The organism is Pseudomonas sp. S34 (genome assembly GCF_009866745.1).
Lineage (GTDB): Bacteria > Pseudomonadota > Gammaproteobacteria > Pseudomonadales > Pseudomonadaceae > Aquipseudomonas > Aquipseudomonas jessenii.
On sequence record NZ_CP019398.1, the window covers coordinates 6,153,835 to 6,171,799 of the forward strand.

The following is a 17,965-nucleotide window of genomic DNA, read 5'->3' on the forward strand; positions in this document are numbered from 1 at the left end:
TGTAGGAGCTGCCGAAGACTGCGATCTTTTGATCACCCACCCTGCAAACCTATCGGAAACTTCCTTCAAAATGCTGCGCTCTGCATGAACTAGGCGAGTTTTGGATTCATCGATAACCTCTGATCGTCACCGCCAAAAACGGCGACCGGATGTGCAAGTCCGAAATCGGAAGCAAAACTTCTTAACCAAGGATTTACACCAATGACTCCGATACCCGACGCATCCGAAAACGAAGCCACATCCCCCTACGAATCCCTCAATTCCAAAAAACTCCACGAAGCCGCCGAACGCGCTCTAGATCACTATCTCGCCCCACCAAAACAAACACCAACGAAACGCAGCGGCCAACTCTTCAGCGTCTGCCCGAACATCAACACCGAAGCACTCCTGGCCAACGCCTCGGAAGATCTGCTGTCCATCAGCGCCATCGCCGCTGACCTGGCCGATGATGTAGACGGCTCACGCCGCTCAGTAGCCCTGGCGATCAGTCGCGTGGCTGAGGGGGCGCATTTGCTGGTAGAGCGGGCGCTGGATCATCTGGATGAGCCGGAAATGGCGGCGATTCTCGCCAAGCAACAAAGCGGGCTCGGCTGATTCGTCACCCACAAAAAATGGGCACCCAACCCTGGTTGGCGTGCCCATTTTTTATTCCACTCCCCCGCTACGCGGGAGGTGAAAACGGATTACGGATTAACGCTGTCTTTCAACGATTTCCCAGGCTTGAAAGCAACGGTGTTGCTGGCCTTGATTTTGACGGGTTCACCGGTTTGCGGGTTTTTGCCGGTGCGGGCACCGCGATGGCGTTGCAGGAAGGTGCCGAAGCCCACCAGCGTCACGCTGTCTTTGCGGTGCAGGGCACCGGTGATTTCTTCAAGAACGGCGTTGAGAACGCGGCTGGCTTGTTCTTTGGTGAGGTCTGCTTTTTCAGCAATGGCTGCAGCGAGGTCTGGTTTACGCATGTGAGTGAAGCCCCTTTGACGGTTTGTTGTTGTTATGTCCGTGCTGCTCTCTATGGAGCAGCGCCCAAAGCGCCGCAGGTGCTCTACTCTGCGGCAGACGGGAGTGAGGATGGCACGCAGTGAGGCCCCGCGCCAGTATCGGCGCGGCCATTGTTAGGGCAAAAGGGGGGTGATTCCGACAGAACGACCGGTATTTATGCCAACAGGGCCGGAAGCTCTTTGTTCAGGGCCAGTTTTTCCATCACGGCGGCACCGGTGAGGGCGTAACCGAGCAGCTTGCCCGCGGCATCGCGGCATAAAACCTTGATGTCGGCGCCCTGCCCTTCGACTGTCCAGATGCCCTCTGCGCCCCGTGGCGGCGGGGACACCACCAACGGGCAGACCGGGGTCTTGACGGTGATCGGCATCGGGCCATAGGTGACGGCGGTCGGGTTGCCGGCCAGGGTTTGCGCCAGCGCTCGCGCACAGCTCATCAGGGGCATCACGTACAGCAGGTTCAGCCCGTCGACCTCGGCGCAGTCGCCCAGGGCGTAGATGTTGGCGTGGGAGGTCTTCAGGTGCCGGTCGACCATGATGCCGCGGTTGACCTGCAGACCGGCCGCAGCCGCCAGGTCGACGCGCGGGCGCAGGCCAATGGCCGAGACCACCACGTCGCACGGGATCACCTGGCCATCGGACAGGTGCGCTTCCAGGCCGTCAGCCACGCGTTGCAGGCGGTTGAGCACCGGTCCGAGGTGGAAGCGAGCGCCAAGGCTTTCGAGGCCTGCCTGTACCGCAGCGGCGGCCGCCGGGTGCAAAAGGGTCGGCATGACCTGTTCGCACGGCGCAACCAGCTGCACTTCGTAGCCACCCAGGGTCAGGTCGTTGGCGAACTCGCAGCCGATCAGGCCGGCGCCGAGCAGCAGCACGCGGCGCTTGCCGGCTGCCGCCGCACGGAAGCGTGCGTAGTCTTCCAGGTCGTTGATCGGGAACACGCAGTCCGCCGCGTCGCCTTCAATGGGTACACGCACGGTTTCGGCGCCCCAGGCCAGGATCAGGTCGCGGTAGATCACCGCTTCTTCACCGATCCACAAGCGCTTGTGGCCCGGGTCGATGCCGCTGATGCGCGTGTGGGTGCGTATTTCAGCCTTGAGCTGTTCGGCCATGGCGCCTGGTTCGGCCATGCTCAGGCCGTCGGCATCCTTGTTTTTGCCGAAGCCGGTGGAGAGCATCGGCTTGGAGTAGGAGCGACCGTCATCGGCGGTAATCAGCAGCAGCGGGGTTTCGCTATCGAGTTTGCGAAACTCGCGGGCCACGTTGTAGCCAGCCAGGCCGGTGCCAATGATTACGACAGGTGCGTTCATTCCTTACTCCTCAATTATTCAGGCAGCGATTTCGATCATTTCAAAATCCATTTTGCCCACACCGCAGTCCGGGCACAGCCAGTCTGCCGGGACGTCTTCCCAACGGGTGCCCGGCGCAATGCCGTCATCCGGCCAACCGTCGGCTTCGTTGTAGATCAGGCCGCAGACGATACATTGCCACTTTTTCATCAGGTACTTCCTCAGGGTTCAGGCGTTTTGCCGGCCGGACGGTCGATGGTTGTAGCACTGCCGTCCAACTCAGCGCGTTTTGTACTGATCGGAGCCATCGGATGCAAGCCTGTTCGGCGCAACGGCAGGCCATTTCAATCGATATCGGCGGCTGACATGTTAAGCTCGCCGCCTCATTTGCTGCCAATAATGACTCATTGTGCATCACACAGAATCCCCCTCTCCAGCTCCTCTCTGGCTCTCGCGCAGCGAACTGGCGCCCCTCCCCGATGCCTCCACCCTCGACTGGCTGTTCGACGAAGGCTCGCTGACCAGACGTCTGATTCATCTGTCGAATGACGCCTTCAGCGTCTCGCCGATGTTCGAAGGCTGGCAGCCCCTGCGTGCCGACGAATGCGCAGCACTGGACCTGGCCGATGGCAGTGAGGGCTGGGTCCGCGAGGTGTATTTGCGTGGTCATGGCCAGGCGTGGGTGTTTGCGCGCAGCGTGGCGTCACGCAATGCATTGCAAGGCGACGGCTTGCACATGGACGAACTGGGCAGCCGCTCGCTGGGCGAATTGCTGTTTTGCGATCAGGCCTTCCAGCGCCGGGCCATCGAGGTTTGCCATTATCCGCAAGCGTGGCTGCCCGCCGAGGTGCAATCGCCTGGACTGTGGGGCCGCCGCTCGCGCTTCGACCGCGGCGCCTTGAGCGTTTTGGTGGCCGAAATTTTCCTGCCTTCCCTGTGGGACGCCGCCTGCGCCCAATCGGAGAACCGTTGATGTACCAAAGCCTGCTCAAGTCCTTGAACCGCTTGAACCCTCGGGCCTGGGATTTCATTCAGCTGACCCGCATGGACAAGCCGATCGGCATTTACCTGCTGCTCTGGCCTACGCTGTGGGCGCTATGGATTGCCGGCAAGGGTTCGCCCTCCCTGGCCAACATTGTGATTTTCGTCCTTGGCGTGGTGCTGACTCGCGCTGGCGGCTGCGTGATCAACGACTGGGCGGACCGCAAGGTCGATGGTCATGTGAAGCGTACCGAGCAGCGGCCGCTGGTGAGCGGCAAGATCAGCTCCAAAGAGGCACTGGTATTCTTCGCACTGCTGATGGGCGTGAGTTTCCTGCTGGTGCTGTGCACCAATGCCGCGACCATCTGGCTGTCGTTGGGCGGCCTGGCACTGGCGTTCAGTTACCCGTTCATGAAGCGCTACACCTATTACCCGCAAGTGGTGCTGGGCGCTGCATTTTCGTGGGGGATGCCGATGGCGTTCACCGCAGAAACCGGTGAACTGCCGGCTGTCGCATGGCTGCTGTGGATCGCCAACCTGATGTGGACCGTGGGTTACGACACCTATTACGCGATGACCGACCGCGATGACGACCTGAAGATCGGCGTGAAATCCACGGCGATTCTGTTCGGCGACGCGGACCGGGCGATCATCCTGACCCTGCAAGGGCTGGCGCTGGGTTGCCTGTTGCTGGCGGGTTCGAAGTTCGACCTCGGTGGCTGGTTCCACCTTGGATTACTGGCGGCCGCGGGCTGCTTTGCCTGGGAGTTCTGGTACACCCGCGACAGGGACCGCATGCGTTGCTTCAAGGCGTTTTTACACAACCATTGGGCAGGGTTGGCGATTTTTGTGGGGATTGTTTTGGATTACGCAGTGCGTTAACGCCATATCGTGTGTAGGGGCGAGCCCGCTCGCGATGAATTTGAAGACGACGCGGTTATCCAGACGGCCTGCATAATCGTTCACGCTCATCGCGAGCAAGCTCGCTCCTACATGAGATGTCTTACATCTTCGGCCCTTGGAGGACGTGCCAGACCTTGTTCTTCATGTCGCCCGTCTTGTCTCCGGGTTTCTTGTCGTCGTCGTAGTAGTACAGCGGCTTGCCGTCGTAGGCCCATTGCATCGTGCCATCGTCACGCTGGACGACTGTCCATTTACCTTCAGCCTTGGCACCCGCTTCAGCCTTGAGCGGCGGCCAGTGTTTTGCACACTCACCGGTGCATACCGACGTGCCGCCAGTGTCCTTGTCGAACGTGTACAAGGTCATGCCCTTATGGTCGACCATCATGCCGTCTTTCATCATCGCCGGCTCAGCTGCGAAGGCCATGGTCGGCAAGGAAAACGCCGCAACCAGTAGCAGAGCCTTGAAGGATTGCGAGATTTGCTTCATGGAAACCTTCCTTTTGTGGTTGTCAGGATTCGGACTTAAAGCTTAGCCCAGGATCCAGCCAATCGCCGACCGACTAAAATACTGTCACACGACTGCAATAATTCCGTTATCTAATGCGGCGCAAGACAGTTAAATGACAAGAGGATTAAGGGCATGGTTGGCAGGAGCATTCTGATCGTCGACGACGAAGCGCCTATTCGCGAAATGATCGCCGTTGCGTTGGAAATGGCCGGCTATGACTGCCTGGAGGCTGAAAACTCCCAGCAGGCCCACGCCATTATCGTCGACCGCAAACCGGACCTGATCCTGCTCGACTGGATGCTGCCCGGCACGTCCGGCATCGAGCTGGCCCGTCGTCTCAAGCGTGATGAATTGACCGGGGACATCCCGATCATCATGCTCACCGCCAAAGGTGAAGAGGACAACAAGATCCAGGGCCTGGAAGTCGGCGCCGACGACTACATCACCAAGCCGTTTTCCCCCCGTGAGCTGGTAGCGCGCCTGAAGGCCGTGCTGCGCCGTGCCGGCCCGACCGATGGCGAGGCGCCAATCGAAGTCGGCGGCCTGCTGCTGGACCCGATCAGCCACCGCGTGACCATCGACGGCCGTCCTGCCGAGATGGGCCCGACCGAATACCGCCTGCTGCAATTTTTCATGACCCACCAGGAGCGCGCCTACACGCGTGGCCAGTTGCTGGATCAGGTCTGGGGCGGCAACGTCTACGTTGAAGAGCGTACCGTCGACGTGCACATTCGTCGCCTGCGCAAAGCCCTCGGCGATGCTTACGAAAATCTGGTACAAACCGTGCGCGGCACCGGTTACCGCTTTTCTACCAAAGCCTGACCCGGACCTTTACCGCCCGACAAGCTGACAAGGACGCGCGTCAAGTGAACCAAAACTGGCATGGCACCCTGATTCGCCACATGCTGCTGCTAGTCACCGCCTGCCTGGTGATCGGCCTGATTACCGGCTATTACGGCTGGAGCCTCGCCGCAGGCCTGGGTCTTTACCTGGCCTGGACCCTCAAGCAATTGCTGCGTCTGCACGAGTGGCTGCGCCTGCACAAACCCGATGAAGCACCACCCGACGGCTACGGCCTGTGGGGCGAGGTGTTCGACAGCATCTACCACCTGCAACGCCGCGACCAACGGGTACGCGGACGCCTGCAAGCGGTGATCGACCGGGTTCAGGAGTCCACCGCCGCGCTGAAAGACGCGGTGATCATGCTCGACACCGACGGCAACCTGGAATGGTGGAACCGCGCCGCCGAAACCCTGCTAGGCCTCAAGACGCCACAGGACAGCGGCCAACCGGTGACCAACCTGGTGCGCCATCCGCGCTTCAAGGAATACTTCGAGCAAGACAGCTACGCTGAGCCGCTGGAAATCCCTTCGCCAACCAACGACCGTGTACGAATCCAGCTGTACATCACCCGTTACGGCAACAACGAGCACTTGATGCTGGTGCGCGATGTGACACGCATCCATCAGCTGGAACAGATGCGCAAAGATTTCATCGCCAACGTTTCCCATGAACTGCGCACGCCGTTGACGGTGATCTGCGGTTACCTGGAAACCTTGCTCGATAACGTCGACGAGGTGAACCCGCGCTGGGGTCGTGCCTTGCAGCAGATGCAGCAACAAGGCGGACGCATGCAGACCCTGCTCAACGACCTGTTGTTGCTGGCCAAGCTGGAAGCCACCGATTATCCGTCGGACAACCAGCCGGTACCGATCGACGGCTTGCTGCAATCGATCAAGAGTGACGCGCAGCAGTTGTCTGGCCAGAAAAACCAGAAAATCACCCTGGAAGCCGACCCGACGATTCTGCTCAAGGGCAGCGAAGCGGAGTTGCGCAGCGCGTTTTCCAACCTGGTGTTCAACGCGGTGAAGTACACCCCGGCCGAAGGCAATATCCGCATTCGCTGGTGGGGCGATGACCAAGGGGCGCACCTGAGCGTGCAGGATTCCGGGATCGGCATCGATGCCAAACACCTGCCGCGCCTGACCGAACGCTTCTATCGCGTCGACTCCAGCCGCAACTCCAACACCGGGGGCACCGGCCTGGGGCTGGCGATCGTCAAACACGTCTTGTTACGACATCGGGCACGCATGGAAATCAGCAGCGTGTCGGGCCACGGCAGTACCTTTACCTGCCACTTTGCCCCGGCCCAGGTCACCAAATCACGGGTTATCAGCACCGCTGACTGATACCGGCCAGCACGCGCCACTAGGCAACTGGCCGGTCAGCCGCTACATTGGCTGGCTTGTGCCTGCCTTTCAGGCGCGGTTTTTTACTTCCCACTCGAATATACGGAACCCGCAAAACTCCATCATGGACCCTTCCCCTGGCTTGACCCTCGCTACAATTTTCGCCGACTTCGGCATGATTCTTTTTGCTCTGATCCTGGTTTTGCTCAACGGATTTTTCGTTGCGGCGGAATTCGCCATGGTCAAATTGCGCTCGACCCGGGTCGAGGCCATCGCTGACAAAAACGGCTGGCGCGGGCACATCCTGCGCACCGTGCACAGTCAGCTCGATGCTTACCTGTCGGCTTGCCAATTGGGTATCACCCTCGCGTCCCTGGGACTGGGTTGGGTCGGTGAACCCGCGTTTGCCCACATTCTTGAGCCGGTGTTGAGCGCAGTCGGCGTCGAGTCGGCCGAAGTGGTCAAAGGCATCTCGTTCTTCACCGCCTTCTTCATCATTTCGTACCTGCACATCGTGGTCGGCGAACTGGCCCCCAAATCCTGGGCCATCCGCAAACCCGAGTTGCTGTCGCTGTGGACCGCCGTGCCACTGTACCTGTTCTATTGGGCCATGTACCCGGCCATCTACCTGCTCAACGCCAGCGCCAACACTATCCTGCGCATTGCGGGGCAAGGTGAACCCGGCCCGCATCACGAGCACCACTACAGCCGGGAAGAACTGAAACTGATCCTGCACTCCAGCCGTGGCCAGGACCCGAGCGACCAAGGCATGCGCGTGCTGGCCTCGGCAGTGGAAATGGGTGAACTGGAAGTGGTCGACTGGGCCAACTCCCGCGAAGACCTGGTGACCCTGGAGTTCAACGCACCACTCAAGCAGATCCTGGCGATGTTCCGTCGCCACAAGTTCAGCCGCTACCCGGTGTACGACAGCGAGCGCCAGGAGTTCGTCGGCCTGCTGCACATCAAGGATCTGCTGCTGGAACTGGCGGCGCTGGACCACATTCCCGAGTCGTTCAACCTGGCCGAACTGACCCGCCCGCTGGAGCGCGTGTCGCGGCACATGCCGCTGTCGCAGTTGCTGGAGCAGTTCCGCAAGGGCGGCTCGCACTTCGCCGTGGTCGAAGAGGCCGACGGCAACATCATCGGCTACCTGACCATGGAAGACGTGCTGGAAGTGCTGGTCGGCGACATCCAGGACGAACACCGCAAGGCCGAACGCGGGATCCTCGCGTATCAGCCGGGCAAGCTGCTGGTGCGGGGCGATACGCCACTTTTCAAGGTTGAAAGGTTGCTGGGCATCGACCTCGACCACGTCGAAGCCGAAACCCTTGCCGGGCTGGTCTATGAGAGCCTCAAGCGCGTTCCGGAAGAGGAAGAAGTGCTGGAAGTCGAAGGCCTGCGGATCATCATCAAGAAGATGAAAGGGCCGAAGATCGTTCTGGCCAAGGTGTTGATGCTGGATTGATCTGCGGCTGAAGGGCCTTTTGTGGCGAGGGGGCTTGCCCCCGTTGGGCTGCGAAGCGGCCCTGAATCCAGTCAGCTCGATTATCCATATACCGCGCAGTTGGGTTTACGACTGCTGCGCAGCCGAACGGGGCAGTGCGGCGTTCCGACAAGCCCCCTCGCCACAGTTGATCACCGAAAACTTCACTTCCCGCCCAACGCAAAGTTGGGCAGCGCACCCACCGGCTGGTTGAACTGGTACGGAATCGAGACCAGCCCCAGCCCGGTATTGCGCTGCACCACAAAGTGCAAGTGCGGCCCGGTACTGTTGCCGGTGTTGCCGGACAACGCCAACGCACTACCTACCGTTACTCGCTGACCTTCCCGAACGCAGACCGAACCTTTCTTGAGGTGCAGGTAAACACCCATGGTCCCGTCATCGTGCAGCACCCGCACGAAATTGCCGGAAGCGTCGGTGCCGCGTCCGCTCTGCCTGTTCTCGGTTTTCACCACCACCCCGCCTCGCGCGGCAATGATCGGCGTGCCCTCAGGCATTGCGATGTCTATGGCATATCGGCTCTTGGGCCCGAAGTGGCTGTAGGGGCCATTGGCGCCCTGACTGATCCGGAATGGTCCACCACGCCAGGGCAACGGGTACCGATAGCCCACCGTGGGCCCAGAGGGGTCGCCCAGGGAGTATTTGAACTTCGGGACGTATGCGAGGGGCCTCCCGCCTTTAGTCGCCGTGAGCCGCGCCAGACGAACGCTGCTGCGTAGCGGTATCACCCGCCGAATCGTCCCGCCCGGCACGCCGCTGGCGTTCTTCACCCCGGCAAAACTCAATTCGACTTCTACTGGCGCATACAGGTCATTGCGCACGTACACGTTGTGCACGCCGTTCTTCTTCATGATGATGAGGCGCACCTGACGCTCAAGGTGCTCGACCATGCCATCGCGAAAAACGAACACATGGGCGCCTTTGCTGGGGCGGTCGCTGTAGGAAACCACGCCATAGGCGTCCTTGGACTTGTAGATGGTCATGGCCACGGCCGAGGTGGCGACCATGAACAAGCCACATAAAAACAGCAGGCGCGTGAACATGAGCAAGGATTCTGTCGAGTGAGATCTGGGATTGAGCCTAGCAGCTGCAATGGACCCGGGTAGCCGGCAGATGTTTCAGAAAAGGTGTTCAGCAGATGTGCGGTAAAAGTGATGACCCCTTCGTCGGATCGCCGCCCGGAGCAAGCTCGCTCCCACAAGAGAACGCATTACAAATGTGGAAGCGAGCCTGCTCGCGAAAGCGGACTGTCAGGCGGCCCTATATCAAGCGCCAGGAACAAAGTGCTTCTGCGCCGTACCCCGTGCAATCAGGCGGGAGATGTAATCGAGCTTCTGCGCATCCTGGTCGACAAAGCGGAAGGTCAGTTGCAGCCAGTCGCTGTCGGGCTTCGGTTCGTGGGCCACGACGGCGTGCAGGTAACCGTTGAGGCGGGCGATTTCGGCGTTGTCGCCCTGCTCAAGATCCAGCACGGCGCTGTCGAGGATCTGCGGCAGGGTCTCGGTGCGTTTGACCACCAACAGGGCTTCCTTGAGGCTCAAGGCCTTGATCACACATTGCGCGATGCCATTCGGCAAACGCAGTTGACCCTGGCCACGGCCACTGGTGGGTGCCGAGGAGGTCGCAGGCGTCTTGACCGGTGGACTGTTGAGCAAGCCTTTGGACGGTGCGGGTGCGGCCGTTGGGGTCGCTACGGGTGCCTTGCCACCGGTCAAGGCGGCAAGGGAGTCGTTACCGAAGGCAGGGCTGGTTTTGGTTGCGGCTACGTTGATCAAGGCGTCGAGTTTGCCGACCTTGTGCAGCGCCTGCTTGACCTTGGTGATCAGTTGCTCGTTGGTGAACGGCTTGCTGACGTAACCGGAAACTCCGGCCTGGATCGCCTGGACAACGTTCTCCTTGTCGCCACGGCTGGTGACCATCACGAAGGGCATTGTTTTGAGGGTGTCTTGCTCGCGGCACCAGGTCAGCAGTTCCAGGCCAGACATTTCCGGCATTTCCCAGTCGCACAGGACCAGGTCGAAGGCTTCCTTGGCCAGCATGGCCTGGGCCTTTCTGCCATTGATCGCGTCTTCAATCCGCATGCCCGGGAAATAGTTGCGCAGGCACTTCTTGACCAGGTCACGAATGAACGACGCGTCGTCCACGACCAACACATTGACCTTACTCATCCAAAACCCCTTTAAAAAATCCCGGCCAGCATACCGCCTTGCTGATGGCACATTGCCAAAAACCTTCAGTCACGCCGGACTTTTCGTTCGCGGGGTGCTGCTTTTCGAATTCGTGAAGCTCAAACAAAAACGCCCGGCCAAAAGGCCGGGCGCTTTACTTGGGCAACCTTACTTATCGTCAGTTTTGCCCGGAACATTAGCGCTTTCGCCGGTTGTTCCTTCGACTTCTTCCTTCATGCGCTTGAGACCCAGGTGCCGCACGTCGGTGCCGCGTACCAGGTAGATCACCAGCTCCGAGATATTGCGCGCGTGGTCGCCGATACGCTCCAGCGAACGCAGCACCCAGATAATGCTCAGAACCCGCGAAATGGAACGCGGATCTTCCATCATGTAGGTAGCCAGCTCACGCAGGGCAGTCTTGTATTCGCGGTCGATGATCTTGTCGTACTGCGCCACCGACAAGGCCAGTTCGGCGTCGAAACGGGCAAAGGCGTCCAGTGCATCGCGGACCATGTTGCGCACCTGGTCGCCGATGTGACGCACTTCGACGTAACCGCGCGGCGCTTCGCCTTCTTCGCACAGCTGGATGGCACGACGGGCGATCTTGGTCGCTTCGTCACCGATGCGCTCCAGGTCGATCACCGATTTGGAAATGCTGATGATCAGGCGCAGGTCGGACGCAGCCGGCTGACGACGGGCCAGAATGCGCAGGCATTCTTCGTCGATGTTGCGTTCCATCTGGTTGATCTGGTCGTCGATCTCGCGCACCTGCTGGGCCAGGCCGGAGTCGGCCTCGATCAGCGCGGTCACCGCGTCGTTGACTTGCTTTTCCACCAGCCCGCCCATGGCCAGGAGGTGGCTGCGCACCTCTTCAAGCTCGGCGTTGAATTGCGCGGAAATGTGGTGGGTAAGGCCTTCTTTACTAATCATCTTTTTCGCTCCGCGAAAGTTGCAAGCTTCAAGCTGCAAGCTTCAAGCAGTTATGTACAAGTCCTGGAATCGCACCGCTTCTTTCTTGCCGCATGCAGCTTGTAGCTCGCGGCGGCCTCAACTAGCCATACCGACCAGTGATGTAGTCTTCGGTCTGCTTCTTCGCCGGATTGGTGAACAGGGTATCGGTGTCGCCAAACTCGACCAGCTTGCCCATGTACATGAACGCGGTGTAGTCGGACACCCGCGCGGCCTGTTGCATGTTGTGGGTCACGATCACGATGGTGAACTTGGATTTCAGTTCGTAGATCAGCTCTTCGACTTTCAGCGTGGAGATCGGGTCGAGTGCCGAGCACGGTTCGTCGAGCAACAGTACTTCCGGTTCCACGGCAATGGTGCGGGCGATCACCAGACGTTGCTGCTGACCACCGGACAGACCCAGTGCCGACTCGTGCAGACGGTCCTTGACCTCGTCCCACAGTGCCGCGCCTTTCAACGCCCACTCGACGGCTTCGTCGAGGACGCGCTTCTTGTTGATGCCCTGGATGCGCAGGCCGTAAACCACGTTTTCGTAGATGGTTTTCGGGAAAGGGTTCGGCTTCTGGAACACCATGCCGACGCGACGACGCAGCTCGGCCACGTCTTCGCCCTTGCGATAGATGTTGTTGCCGTACAGGTTGATCTCGCCTTCAACGCGGCAGCCGTCAACCAGGTCGTTCATGCGGTTGAAGGTACGCAGCAGCGTGGACTTGCCACAGCCGGACGGGCCGATGAAGGCGGTCACGCGCTGTTTCGGGATGTTCATGCTGACGTCGTACAGCGCTTGTTTTTCGCCGTAGAACAGGCTCAGGCCCGGCACTTCGATGGCTACGGTTTCCTGCTCGAGGTTCAGGCTTTGTTTGTCGCGACCCAGCGCCGACATGTTGATGCCGTGGGTATGTGCTTCGTGCTGCATGGGAGGCTCCCTGTGCTAACAAATTCGGTTCGGAACGCTGCTTATTGCAGTTCCCATCAATATTCCGGTGGACGCGCTCCAGTGTGGGAGCGGGCTTGCTCGCGAAGAGGCCGGCACATTCAACATCAATGTTGCCTGACCCACCGCTTTCGCGAGCAAGCCCGCTCCCACATTGGAAATCAGCTGTCCAAAGCTTTGTACTTCTCGCGCAGGTGGTTACGGATATACACCGCCGACAGGTTCAATGTCGCGATCACCAGTACCAGCAGCAGCGCCGTGGCGTACACCAGCGGTCGCGCGGCTTCGACGTTCGGGCTCTGGAAGCCGACGTCATAGATGTGGAAGCCCAGGTGCATGATCTTCTGGTCCAGGTGCAGGTACGGGTAGTTACCGTCCACCGGCAGCGACGGCGCCAGTTTCACTACACCCACCAGCATCAGCGGCGCCACTTCACCCGCGGCGCGAGCCACGGCGAGGATCATGCCGGTCATCATCGCCGGGCTGGCCATCGGCAGCACGATCTTCCACAAGGTTTCAGCCTTGGTCGCGCCGAGGGCCAACGAGCCTTCACGCACGGTGCGAGGAATCCGCGCCAGGCCTTCTTCGGTAGCCACGATCACCACAGGCACCGCCAGCAGCGCCAGGGTCAGCGAGGCCCAGAGCAGACCCGGCGTACCGAAGGTCGGTGCCGGCAGTGCTTCCGGGAAGAACAGACGGTCGAGCGAGCCGCCCAGCACATAGACGAAGAAGCCCAGGCCGAACACGCCGTAAACGATCGCCGGAACACCCGCCAGGTTGTTCACCGCGATGCGGATGATTCGGGTCAGTGCGTTCTGCTTGGCGTATTCACGCAGGTAAACCGCTGCCAACACGCCGAACGGAGTCACGATCATCGCCATGATCAGGGTCATCATCACGGTGCCGAAAATCGCCGGGAAAATCCCGCCTTCGGTGTTTGCTTCACGCGGGTCGTCGGACAGGAACTCCCAGATCTTGCTGAAATAGAAACCGATCTTGGTGAAGGTGCTCATGGCGTTCGGCTGGTAGGCGTGAACCACTTTGCCCAGACCGATTTCGATTTCTTTGCCATTGGCGTCGCGGGCTGTCAAAGCGTCGCGGTTGAACTGTGCATGCAAGTCAGTCAGACGTGCTTCGATATCCTGATAGCGGGCGTTCAGCTCAGCGCGCTCGGATTCCATGTCCGCTTGTGCGGTTGCATCGAGTTTGCCTTCCAGCTCCAGCTTGCGGCCGTGCAGACGGATGCGCTCCAGACCTGCGTTGATCGCACCAATATCACTCTTTTCCAGTGACTTCAGTTGCGCAGCAAGCTTGTTCACGCGGTCGATCCGCGCTTGCAGCTCAGGCCATGCCGCTTCCCCCTCGGCGATAACCTTGCCGTCCTGTTTGACGTTAACGAGGTAGCCGTAAAAGTTGCCCCACTCGCGACGCTCGATGGCCATCAACTCGACCGGGGTGGTCTGGTTGGTCAGCCACTCGCCGACGACCCAGGTGAAGTCGTTGCCGTTCAGATCACGGTTGCCGACCTTGATCAGCTCGCGGGTCATGAATTCCGGGCCCTGATCAGGCACCGGCAGACCGGCACTTTTCAGACGGGCGCGCGGCACTTCTTCTTTCTGCACCACCTCACCGACGACCAGATGCTGGCCCTGGCCCGGCACGTCATAGCTGGCGTGGATCAGATCCGCCGGCCAGAAGTGACCCAGGCCACGCACGGCAATCACTGCCAGCAGGCCAATGGTCATGATGACCGCGATGGACACCGCGCCACCGCTGATCCAGACGCCGGGGGCGCCGCTCTTGAACCATCCTTTCAGGGAGTTCTGTTTCACAGACTTCTACCTTTCTTAAAGCGACGAGTATTTCTTGCGCAGACGCTGACGAATCAGTTCTGCGAGGGTGTTCATGACGAAGGTGAACAACAGCAGCACCAGCGCCGAGAGGAACAGCACGCGGTAGTGGCTGCCGCCGACTTCCGATTCGGGCATTTCCACTGCAACGTTGGCTGCCAGGGTGCGCAGGCCTTCGAACAGGTTCATTTCCATGACCGGGGTGTTACCGGTGGCCATCAACACGATCATGGTTTCACCGACCGCACGGCCCATGCCGATCATCAGCGCCGAGAAGATGCCCGGGCTCGCGGTGAGGATCACCACGCGGGTCATGGTCTGCCACGGCGTGGCACCGAGGGCCAGGGAGCCGAGGGTCAGGCCGCGAGGCACGCTGAACACGGCGTCTTCGGCGATGGAGTAGATGTTCGGGATGACCGCGAAGCCCATGGCCAGGCCCACTACCAGGGCGTTGCGCTGGTCGTAGGTGATGCCCAGGTCGTGGGAGATCCACATGCGCATGTCGCCACCGAAGAACCAGTTCTCCATGAACGGGCTCATGTACAGCGACAGCCAGCCCACGAACAGGATCACCGGAATCAGCAGCGCACTTTCCCAGCCATCCGGGACTTTCAGGCGGATCGACTCAGGCAGGCGGCTGAAGGTGAAACCGGCGACCAGGATGCCGATCGGCAGCAACATCAGCAGGCTGAAGATGCCCGGCAAATGCCCTTCAACATAGGGCGCGAGGAACAGGCCGGCGAAGAAACCGAGGATCACCGTCGGCATCGCTTCCATCAGCTCGATCACCGGCTTGACCTTGCGGCGCATGCCAGGAGCCATGAAGTACGCGGTGTAGATCGCAGCGGCAACGGCCAGTGGAGCGGCCAGCAGCATGGCGTAGAACGCGGCTTTCAGGGTACCGAAGGTCAGCGGTGACAGGCTCAGCTTGGGTTCGAAGTCGGTGTTGGCGGCAGTCGATTGCCAGACGTATTTAGGCTCGTCGTAGTTCTCGTACCAGACCTTGCTCCACAACGCGCTCCACGAAACTTCCGGGTGCGGGTTGTCGAGCAGCAGCGGGTGCAACTTGCCACCGGCTTCCACAATCACGCGGTTGGCGCGCGGCGACAGACCGAAAACGCCTTGGCCTTCTGCGACCGGCTCCACCAGCAAGGTGCGGTGGGCAGTGCTGTGGAACACGCCAAGCTTGCCGGAAGCGTCGAGGGCAACGAAGCCCTTGCGGCGCTCTTCAGCGGTGATTTCAACGATAGGCGTGGTGCCCATCTGGAAGGTGCGGATCTGCTTCAGGCGTTGCTCGCCATCGGGGTCGCGCGCCATGAACCACTGGGCCAGGCCGCCTTTGGAGTCACCGATGATCAGCGAGATGCCGCCCACCAGTTGGGTGCTGGCGGTGACTTGAGCCTCACCGTCTTCAAGCAATTTGTAGCGACCGTTGAGGCTCTTGTCGCGCAGGCTGAACACGTCGGCCTGGGCACGCCCGTTGACCACGTAAAGCCACTGCTGACGCGGGTCGACGAAAATATTCTTCACCGGCTCGGTCATTTGCGGCAGTTCGATGCGTTTCTGCTCGTTGGTGACTTCGCCGGTCATCATGTTCTCTTCGCTGGTCAGCGACAGAACATTGAGTTGCGAACCGGTGGAGCCGACCAGCATCAGGGTCGAATCATTGGCGTTGAGGCTGACGTGTTCCAGCGCACCGCCGGCTTCGTTGACCGCGATTGGCGTTTCGCCGTACGGGTACTCGATGGCCGGGGTGATGGTTTTCTTGCCTTCCGGGTAGCTGACTTTATAGGTGTGACGGAACACCAGGGCCTGACCGTTGGACAGACCTACGGCCACCAGCGGGTGACCTGGCTGGTCTTCACCGATGGAGGTCACGGTGGTGCCGGCCGGGATCGACAGATCGACGCGCTTCAATTCAGCGCCACTGTCGATATCGAAGAACAACGCCTGGCCCTTGTCGGAAACGCGCATGGCCACCTGATTCTGCTCTTCGAGCGAGATCATCAGTGGCTTGCCAGCGTCCTGCATCCAGGCCGGGGTAATGGACTCTTTCGCGGTCAGGTCGGCACCCTGGAACAGCGGCGCAACAACATAGGCGAGGAAGAAGAAGATCAGGGTGATGGCTGCCAGCACCGCCAGGCCGCCGATGAGGACGTACCAACGGGTGAAGCGATCTTTGAGCGCGCGAATGCGGCGCTTGCGTTGCAGCTCAGGCGTATTGAAGTCAATTCGCTTGGGGGGATTAGTAGTCATGTTGGAATTGGCCAGATCATTCATGCGCTCACCCTAGCGATCCTGTATGACAGAAAGATGACAATGCAGTGACGCACCAAATCCACCGCCAGCGGGACTGGCAGAGGATCGAAAATTTGAGGTGTGTAAAAGGCCGGCCTGCAAGCAGATCCGGCCTTTTACTTGAGTCCGGAAGGATTCACCCCGGACTCAATTTGTTACTTTTTTACGACTGCAGTGCCGCCTTCCGCCAGACCCAGGTCAGCCAGTGCTTTTGCAGCAACCTTGGCTGGCAGTGGGATGTAGCCGTCTTTCACCACAACTTCCTGGCCCTGTTTGGACAGAACCAGCTTCACGAACTCAGCTTCCAGCGGAGCCAAAGGCTTGTTCGGGGCTTTGTTGACGTACACGTACAGGAAGCGCGACAGCGGGTACTTGCCGTTCAGGGCGTTTTCTTCAGTGTCTTCAACAAACTCGGTGCTGCCTTTCTTGGCCAGGGCCACCGTCTTCACGCTGGCAGTCTTGTAACCGATACCCGAGTAACCGATGCCGTTCAGCGAGGAGCTGATCGACTGCACAACCGAAGCCGAGCCTGGCTGTTCGTTGACGTTTGGCTTGAAGTCACCTTTGCACAGGGCTTCTTCCTTGAAGTAGCCATAAGTGCCGGATACCGAGTTACGACCGAACAGCTGAACCGGCTTGTTGGCCAGGTCGCCGGTCACACCCAGGTCACCCCAGGTTTTGACGTCGGCTTTGCCGCCGCACAGACGGGTGGACGAGAAGACCGCATCGACCTGTTCCATGGTCATATGCTTGATCGGGTTGTCCTTGTGTACGAATACGGCCAAGGCATCCACGGCAACCGGAATAGCGGTTGGCTTGTAACCGTATTTGGTTTCGAAGGCCTGCAGCTCGTTGTCCTTCATCTTGCGACTCATCGGGCCCAGGTTAGCGGTGCCTTCGGTCAACGCAGGTGGCGCGGTAGAAGAACCGGCGGCCTGAATCTGGATGTTTACGTTCGGGTATTCTTTTTTGTAGTTCTCAGCCCAGAGGGTCATGAGGTTGGCCAGGGTATCGGAGCCGACGCTGGACAGGTTGCCCGACACACCAGTGGTCTTGGTGTAGCTCGGGATAGCAGGGTCAACAGCGGCAACCGCGTTGGCAGTCGCAACGCCAGCAGCGACAAAAGTCATTGCCGCCATCAAACGCTTCAGTTTCATGCCTTACTCCTAGCAGATAGGGTGTGTTAAGTCGGGGCCAAGTATCAGCAGGCCGTGTGAACACTCTATGGCTGAAATATGACAATTGGATGAAAGGCCATTATTCGATGTTTTGAAGGGATACAGCGTTATCGTTCTTCGCGAGCAAGCCCGCTCCCACAGGGGATCTGCGGTGAACACAGATCCCCTGTGGGAGCGGGCTTGCTCGCGAAGGCGTCAGTGATAT

The 17,965-nt window shown here is 59.9% G+C and carries 17 protein-coding genes; 6 read left to right on the forward strand and 11 right to left on the reverse strand.

Going from position 1 to position 17,965, the window contains the following annotated elements:
* The first annotated feature begins 201 nt into the window (after positions 1-201).
* Positions 202-594, forward strand: coding sequence for a DUF6124 family protein (locus PspS34_RS27715; protein WP_154860882.1), 393 nt, complete (start codon positions 202-204; stop codon positions 592-594).
* An 89-nt stretch (positions 595-683) separates the two neighbouring features.
* On the opposite strand, the gene PspS34_RS27720 is transcribed toward PspS34_RS27715, so the two are convergent.
* From PspS34_RS27720 to PspS34_RS27730, 3 genes are all read right to left on the reverse strand, one after another.
* The gene (locus tag PspS34_RS27720; RefSeq protein ID WP_154860881.1) at positions 684-959 is read right to left on the reverse strand and encodes an HU family DNA-binding protein; all 276 of its coding nucleotides are present in this window, start codon (positions 957-959) and stop codon (positions 684-686) included.
* Between the two features lie 194 nt (positions 960-1,153).
* A complete protein-coding gene (locus PspS34_RS27725; protein WP_008045504.1) occupies positions 1,154-2,302 on the reverse strand; it encodes an FAD-dependent oxidoreductase in 1,149 nt (382 codons plus the stop codon).
* A gap of 18 nt (positions 2,303-2,320) precedes the next feature.
* Positions 2,321-2,491: a rubredoxin gene (locus PspS34_RS27730; protein ID WP_007995385.1), complete on the reverse strand. Its 171-nt coding sequence runs from the start codon at positions 2,489-2,491 to the stop codon at positions 2,321-2,323.
* A gap of 199 nt (positions 2,492-2,690) precedes the next feature.
* Between PspS34_RS27730 and PspS34_RS27735 the strand changes: the two genes are divergently transcribed.
* Both PspS34_RS27735 and ubiA read left to right on the forward strand, forming a co-directional pair.
* A complete protein-coding gene (locus PspS34_RS27735) occupies positions 2,691-3,254 on the forward strand; it encodes a chorismate lyase (protein WP_150812721.1) in 564 nt (187 codons plus the stop codon).
* A complete protein-coding gene (gene ubiA / locus PspS34_RS27740; protein ID WP_057712729.1) occupies positions 3,254-4,144 on the forward strand; it encodes a 4-hydroxybenzoate octaprenyltransferase in 891 nt (296 codons plus the stop codon). The genes PspS34_RS27735 and ubiA overlap by 1 nt, the downstream gene beginning before the upstream one ends.
* Before the next feature lie 121 nt (positions 4,145-4,265).
* On the opposite strand, the gene PspS34_RS27745 is transcribed toward ubiA, so the two are convergent.
* Entirely contained in the window at positions 4,266-4,652 is a 387-nt protein-coding gene (locus PspS34_RS27745) for a hypothetical protein (RefSeq protein ID WP_090452175.1), read from the reverse strand.
* 153 nt (positions 4,653-4,805) lie between these two features.
* Here PspS34_RS27745 and phoB point away from each other — a divergent pair, with 153 nt between their 5' ends.
* The 3 genes from phoB to PspS34_RS27760 all read left to right on the forward strand — a co-directional run bounded on the left by phoB (position 4,806) and on the right by PspS34_RS27760 (position 8,327).
* A complete protein-coding gene (gene phoB, locus PspS34_RS27750) occupies positions 4,806-5,495 on the forward strand; it encodes a phosphate regulon transcriptional regulator PhoB (protein WP_003229608.1) in 690 nt (229 codons plus the stop codon).
* 80 nt (positions 5,496-5,575) lie between these two features.
* Entirely contained in the window at positions 5,576-6,862 is a 1,287-nt protein-coding gene (phoR, locus tag PspS34_RS27755; RefSeq protein WP_238786615.1) for a phosphate regulon sensor histidine kinase PhoR, read from the forward strand.
* Positions 6,863-6,986: 124 nt separating this feature from the next.
* Positions 6,987-8,327 carry a hemolysin family protein gene (locus PspS34_RS27760; RefSeq protein ID WP_007975205.1) on the forward strand — a complete coding sequence of 447 codons (1,341 nt, stop codon included), beginning with the start codon at positions 6,987-6,989 and terminating at the stop codon, positions 8,325-8,327.
* 182 nt (positions 8,328-8,509) lie between these two features.
* Here PspS34_RS27760 and PspS34_RS27765 read toward each other — a convergent pair whose 3' ends face one another.
* The 7 genes from PspS34_RS27765 to PspS34_RS27795 form a co-directional block, all read right to left on the reverse strand.
* Positions 8,510-9,406: a M23 family metallopeptidase gene (locus PspS34_RS27765; RefSeq protein ID WP_154860878.1), complete on the reverse strand. Its 897-nt coding sequence runs from the start codon at positions 9,404-9,406 to the stop codon at positions 8,510-8,512.
* Between the two features lie 222 nt (positions 9,407-9,628).
* Positions 9,629-10,531, reverse strand: a complete 903-nt coding sequence (locus PspS34_RS27770; protein WP_154860877.1) for a response regulator — start codon at positions 10,529-10,531, stop codon at positions 9,629-9,631.
* 168 nt (positions 10,532-10,699) lie between these two features.
* Positions 10,700-11,461, reverse strand: a complete 762-nt coding sequence (gene phoU, locus PspS34_RS27775) for a phosphate signaling complex protein PhoU (RefSeq protein WP_057712724.1) — start codon at positions 11,459-11,461, stop codon at positions 10,700-10,702.
* 121 nt (positions 11,462-11,582) lie between these two features.
* A complete protein-coding gene (gene pstB / locus PspS34_RS27780) occupies positions 11,583-12,416 on the reverse strand; it encodes a phosphate ABC transporter ATP-binding protein PstB (RefSeq protein ID WP_007971742.1) in 834 nt (277 codons plus the stop codon).
* 179 nt (positions 12,417-12,595) lie between these two features.
* Positions 12,596-14,266, reverse strand: coding sequence for a phosphate ABC transporter permease PstA (gene pstA / locus PspS34_RS27785; protein WP_150812717.1), 1,671 nt, complete (start codon positions 14,264-14,266; stop codon positions 12,596-12,598).
* Between the two features lie 15 nt (positions 14,267-14,281).
* Complete coding sequence (locus PspS34_RS27790; protein WP_173677925.1) at positions 14,282-16,315, reverse strand: ABC transporter permease subunit; 2,034 nt, start codon at positions 16,313-16,315, stop codon at positions 14,282-14,284.
* A 422-nt stretch (positions 16,316-16,737) separates the two neighbouring features.
* On the reverse strand, positions 16,738-17,739 hold the full coding sequence (locus tag PspS34_RS27795) for a phosphate ABC transporter substrate-binding protein PstS (RefSeq protein WP_057712721.1): 1,002 nt from the start codon (positions 17,737-17,739) through the stop codon (positions 16,738-16,740).
* Between the last annotated feature and the right edge of the window lie 226 nt (positions 17,740-17,965).

Coding starts and splice junctions, on each gene's coding strand:
- PspS34_RS27770 (WP_154860877.1), bottom strand. CDS start 10,531: ATGAGTAAGGTCAATGTGTTGGTCGTGGACGACGCGTCGTTCATTCGT.
- pstB (WP_007971742.1), bottom strand. CDS start 12,416: ATGCAGCACGAAGCACATACCCACGGCATCAACATGTCGGCGCTGGGT.
- phoB (WP_003229608.1), top strand. CDS start 4,806: ATGGTTGGCAGGAGCATTCTGATCGTCGACGACGAAGCGCCTATTCGC.
- PspS34_RS27760 (WP_007975205.1), top strand. CDS start 6,987: ATGGACCCTTCCCCTGGCTTGACCCTCGCTACAATTTTCGCCGACTTC.
- phoR (WP_238786615.1), top strand. CDS start 5,576: ATGCTGCTGCTAGTCACCGCCTGCCTGGTGATCGGCCTGATTACCGGC.
- PspS34_RS27715 (WP_154860882.1), top strand. CDS start 202: ATGACTCCGATACCCGACGCATCCGAAAACGAAGCCACATCCCCCTAC.
- PspS34_RS27765 (WP_154860878.1), bottom strand. CDS start 9,406: ATGTTCACGCGCCTGCTGTTTTTATGTGGCTTGTTCATGGTCGCCACC.
- ubiA (WP_057712729.1), top strand. CDS start 3,254: ATGTACCAAAGCCTGCTCAAGTCCTTGAACCGCTTGAACCCTCGGGCC.
- PspS34_RS27790 (WP_173677925.1), bottom strand. CDS start 16,315: ATGCAGGACGCTGGCAAGCCACTGATGATCTCGCTCGAAGAGCAGAAT.
- PspS34_RS27745 (WP_090452175.1), bottom strand. CDS start 4,652: ATGAAGCAAATCTCGCAATCCTTCAAGGCTCTGCTACTGGTTGCGGCG.
- PspS34_RS27720 (WP_154860881.1), bottom strand. CDS start 959: ATGCGTAAACCAGACCTCGCTGCAGCCATTGCTGAAAAAGCAGACCTC.
- PspS34_RS27730 (WP_007995385.1), bottom strand. CDS start 2,491: ATGAAAAAGTGGCAATGTATCGTCTGCGGCCTGATCTACAACGAAGCC.
- PspS34_RS27795 (WP_057712721.1), bottom strand. CDS start 17,739: ATGAAACTGAAGCGTTTGATGGCGGCAATGACTTTTGTCGCTGCTGGC.
- phoU (WP_057712724.1), bottom strand. CDS start 11,461: ATGATTAGTAAAGAAGGCCTTACCCACCACATTTCCGCGCAATTCAAC.
- PspS34_RS27725 (WP_008045504.1), bottom strand. CDS start 2,302: ATGAACGCACCTGTCGTAATCATTGGCACCGGCCTGGCTGGCTACAAC.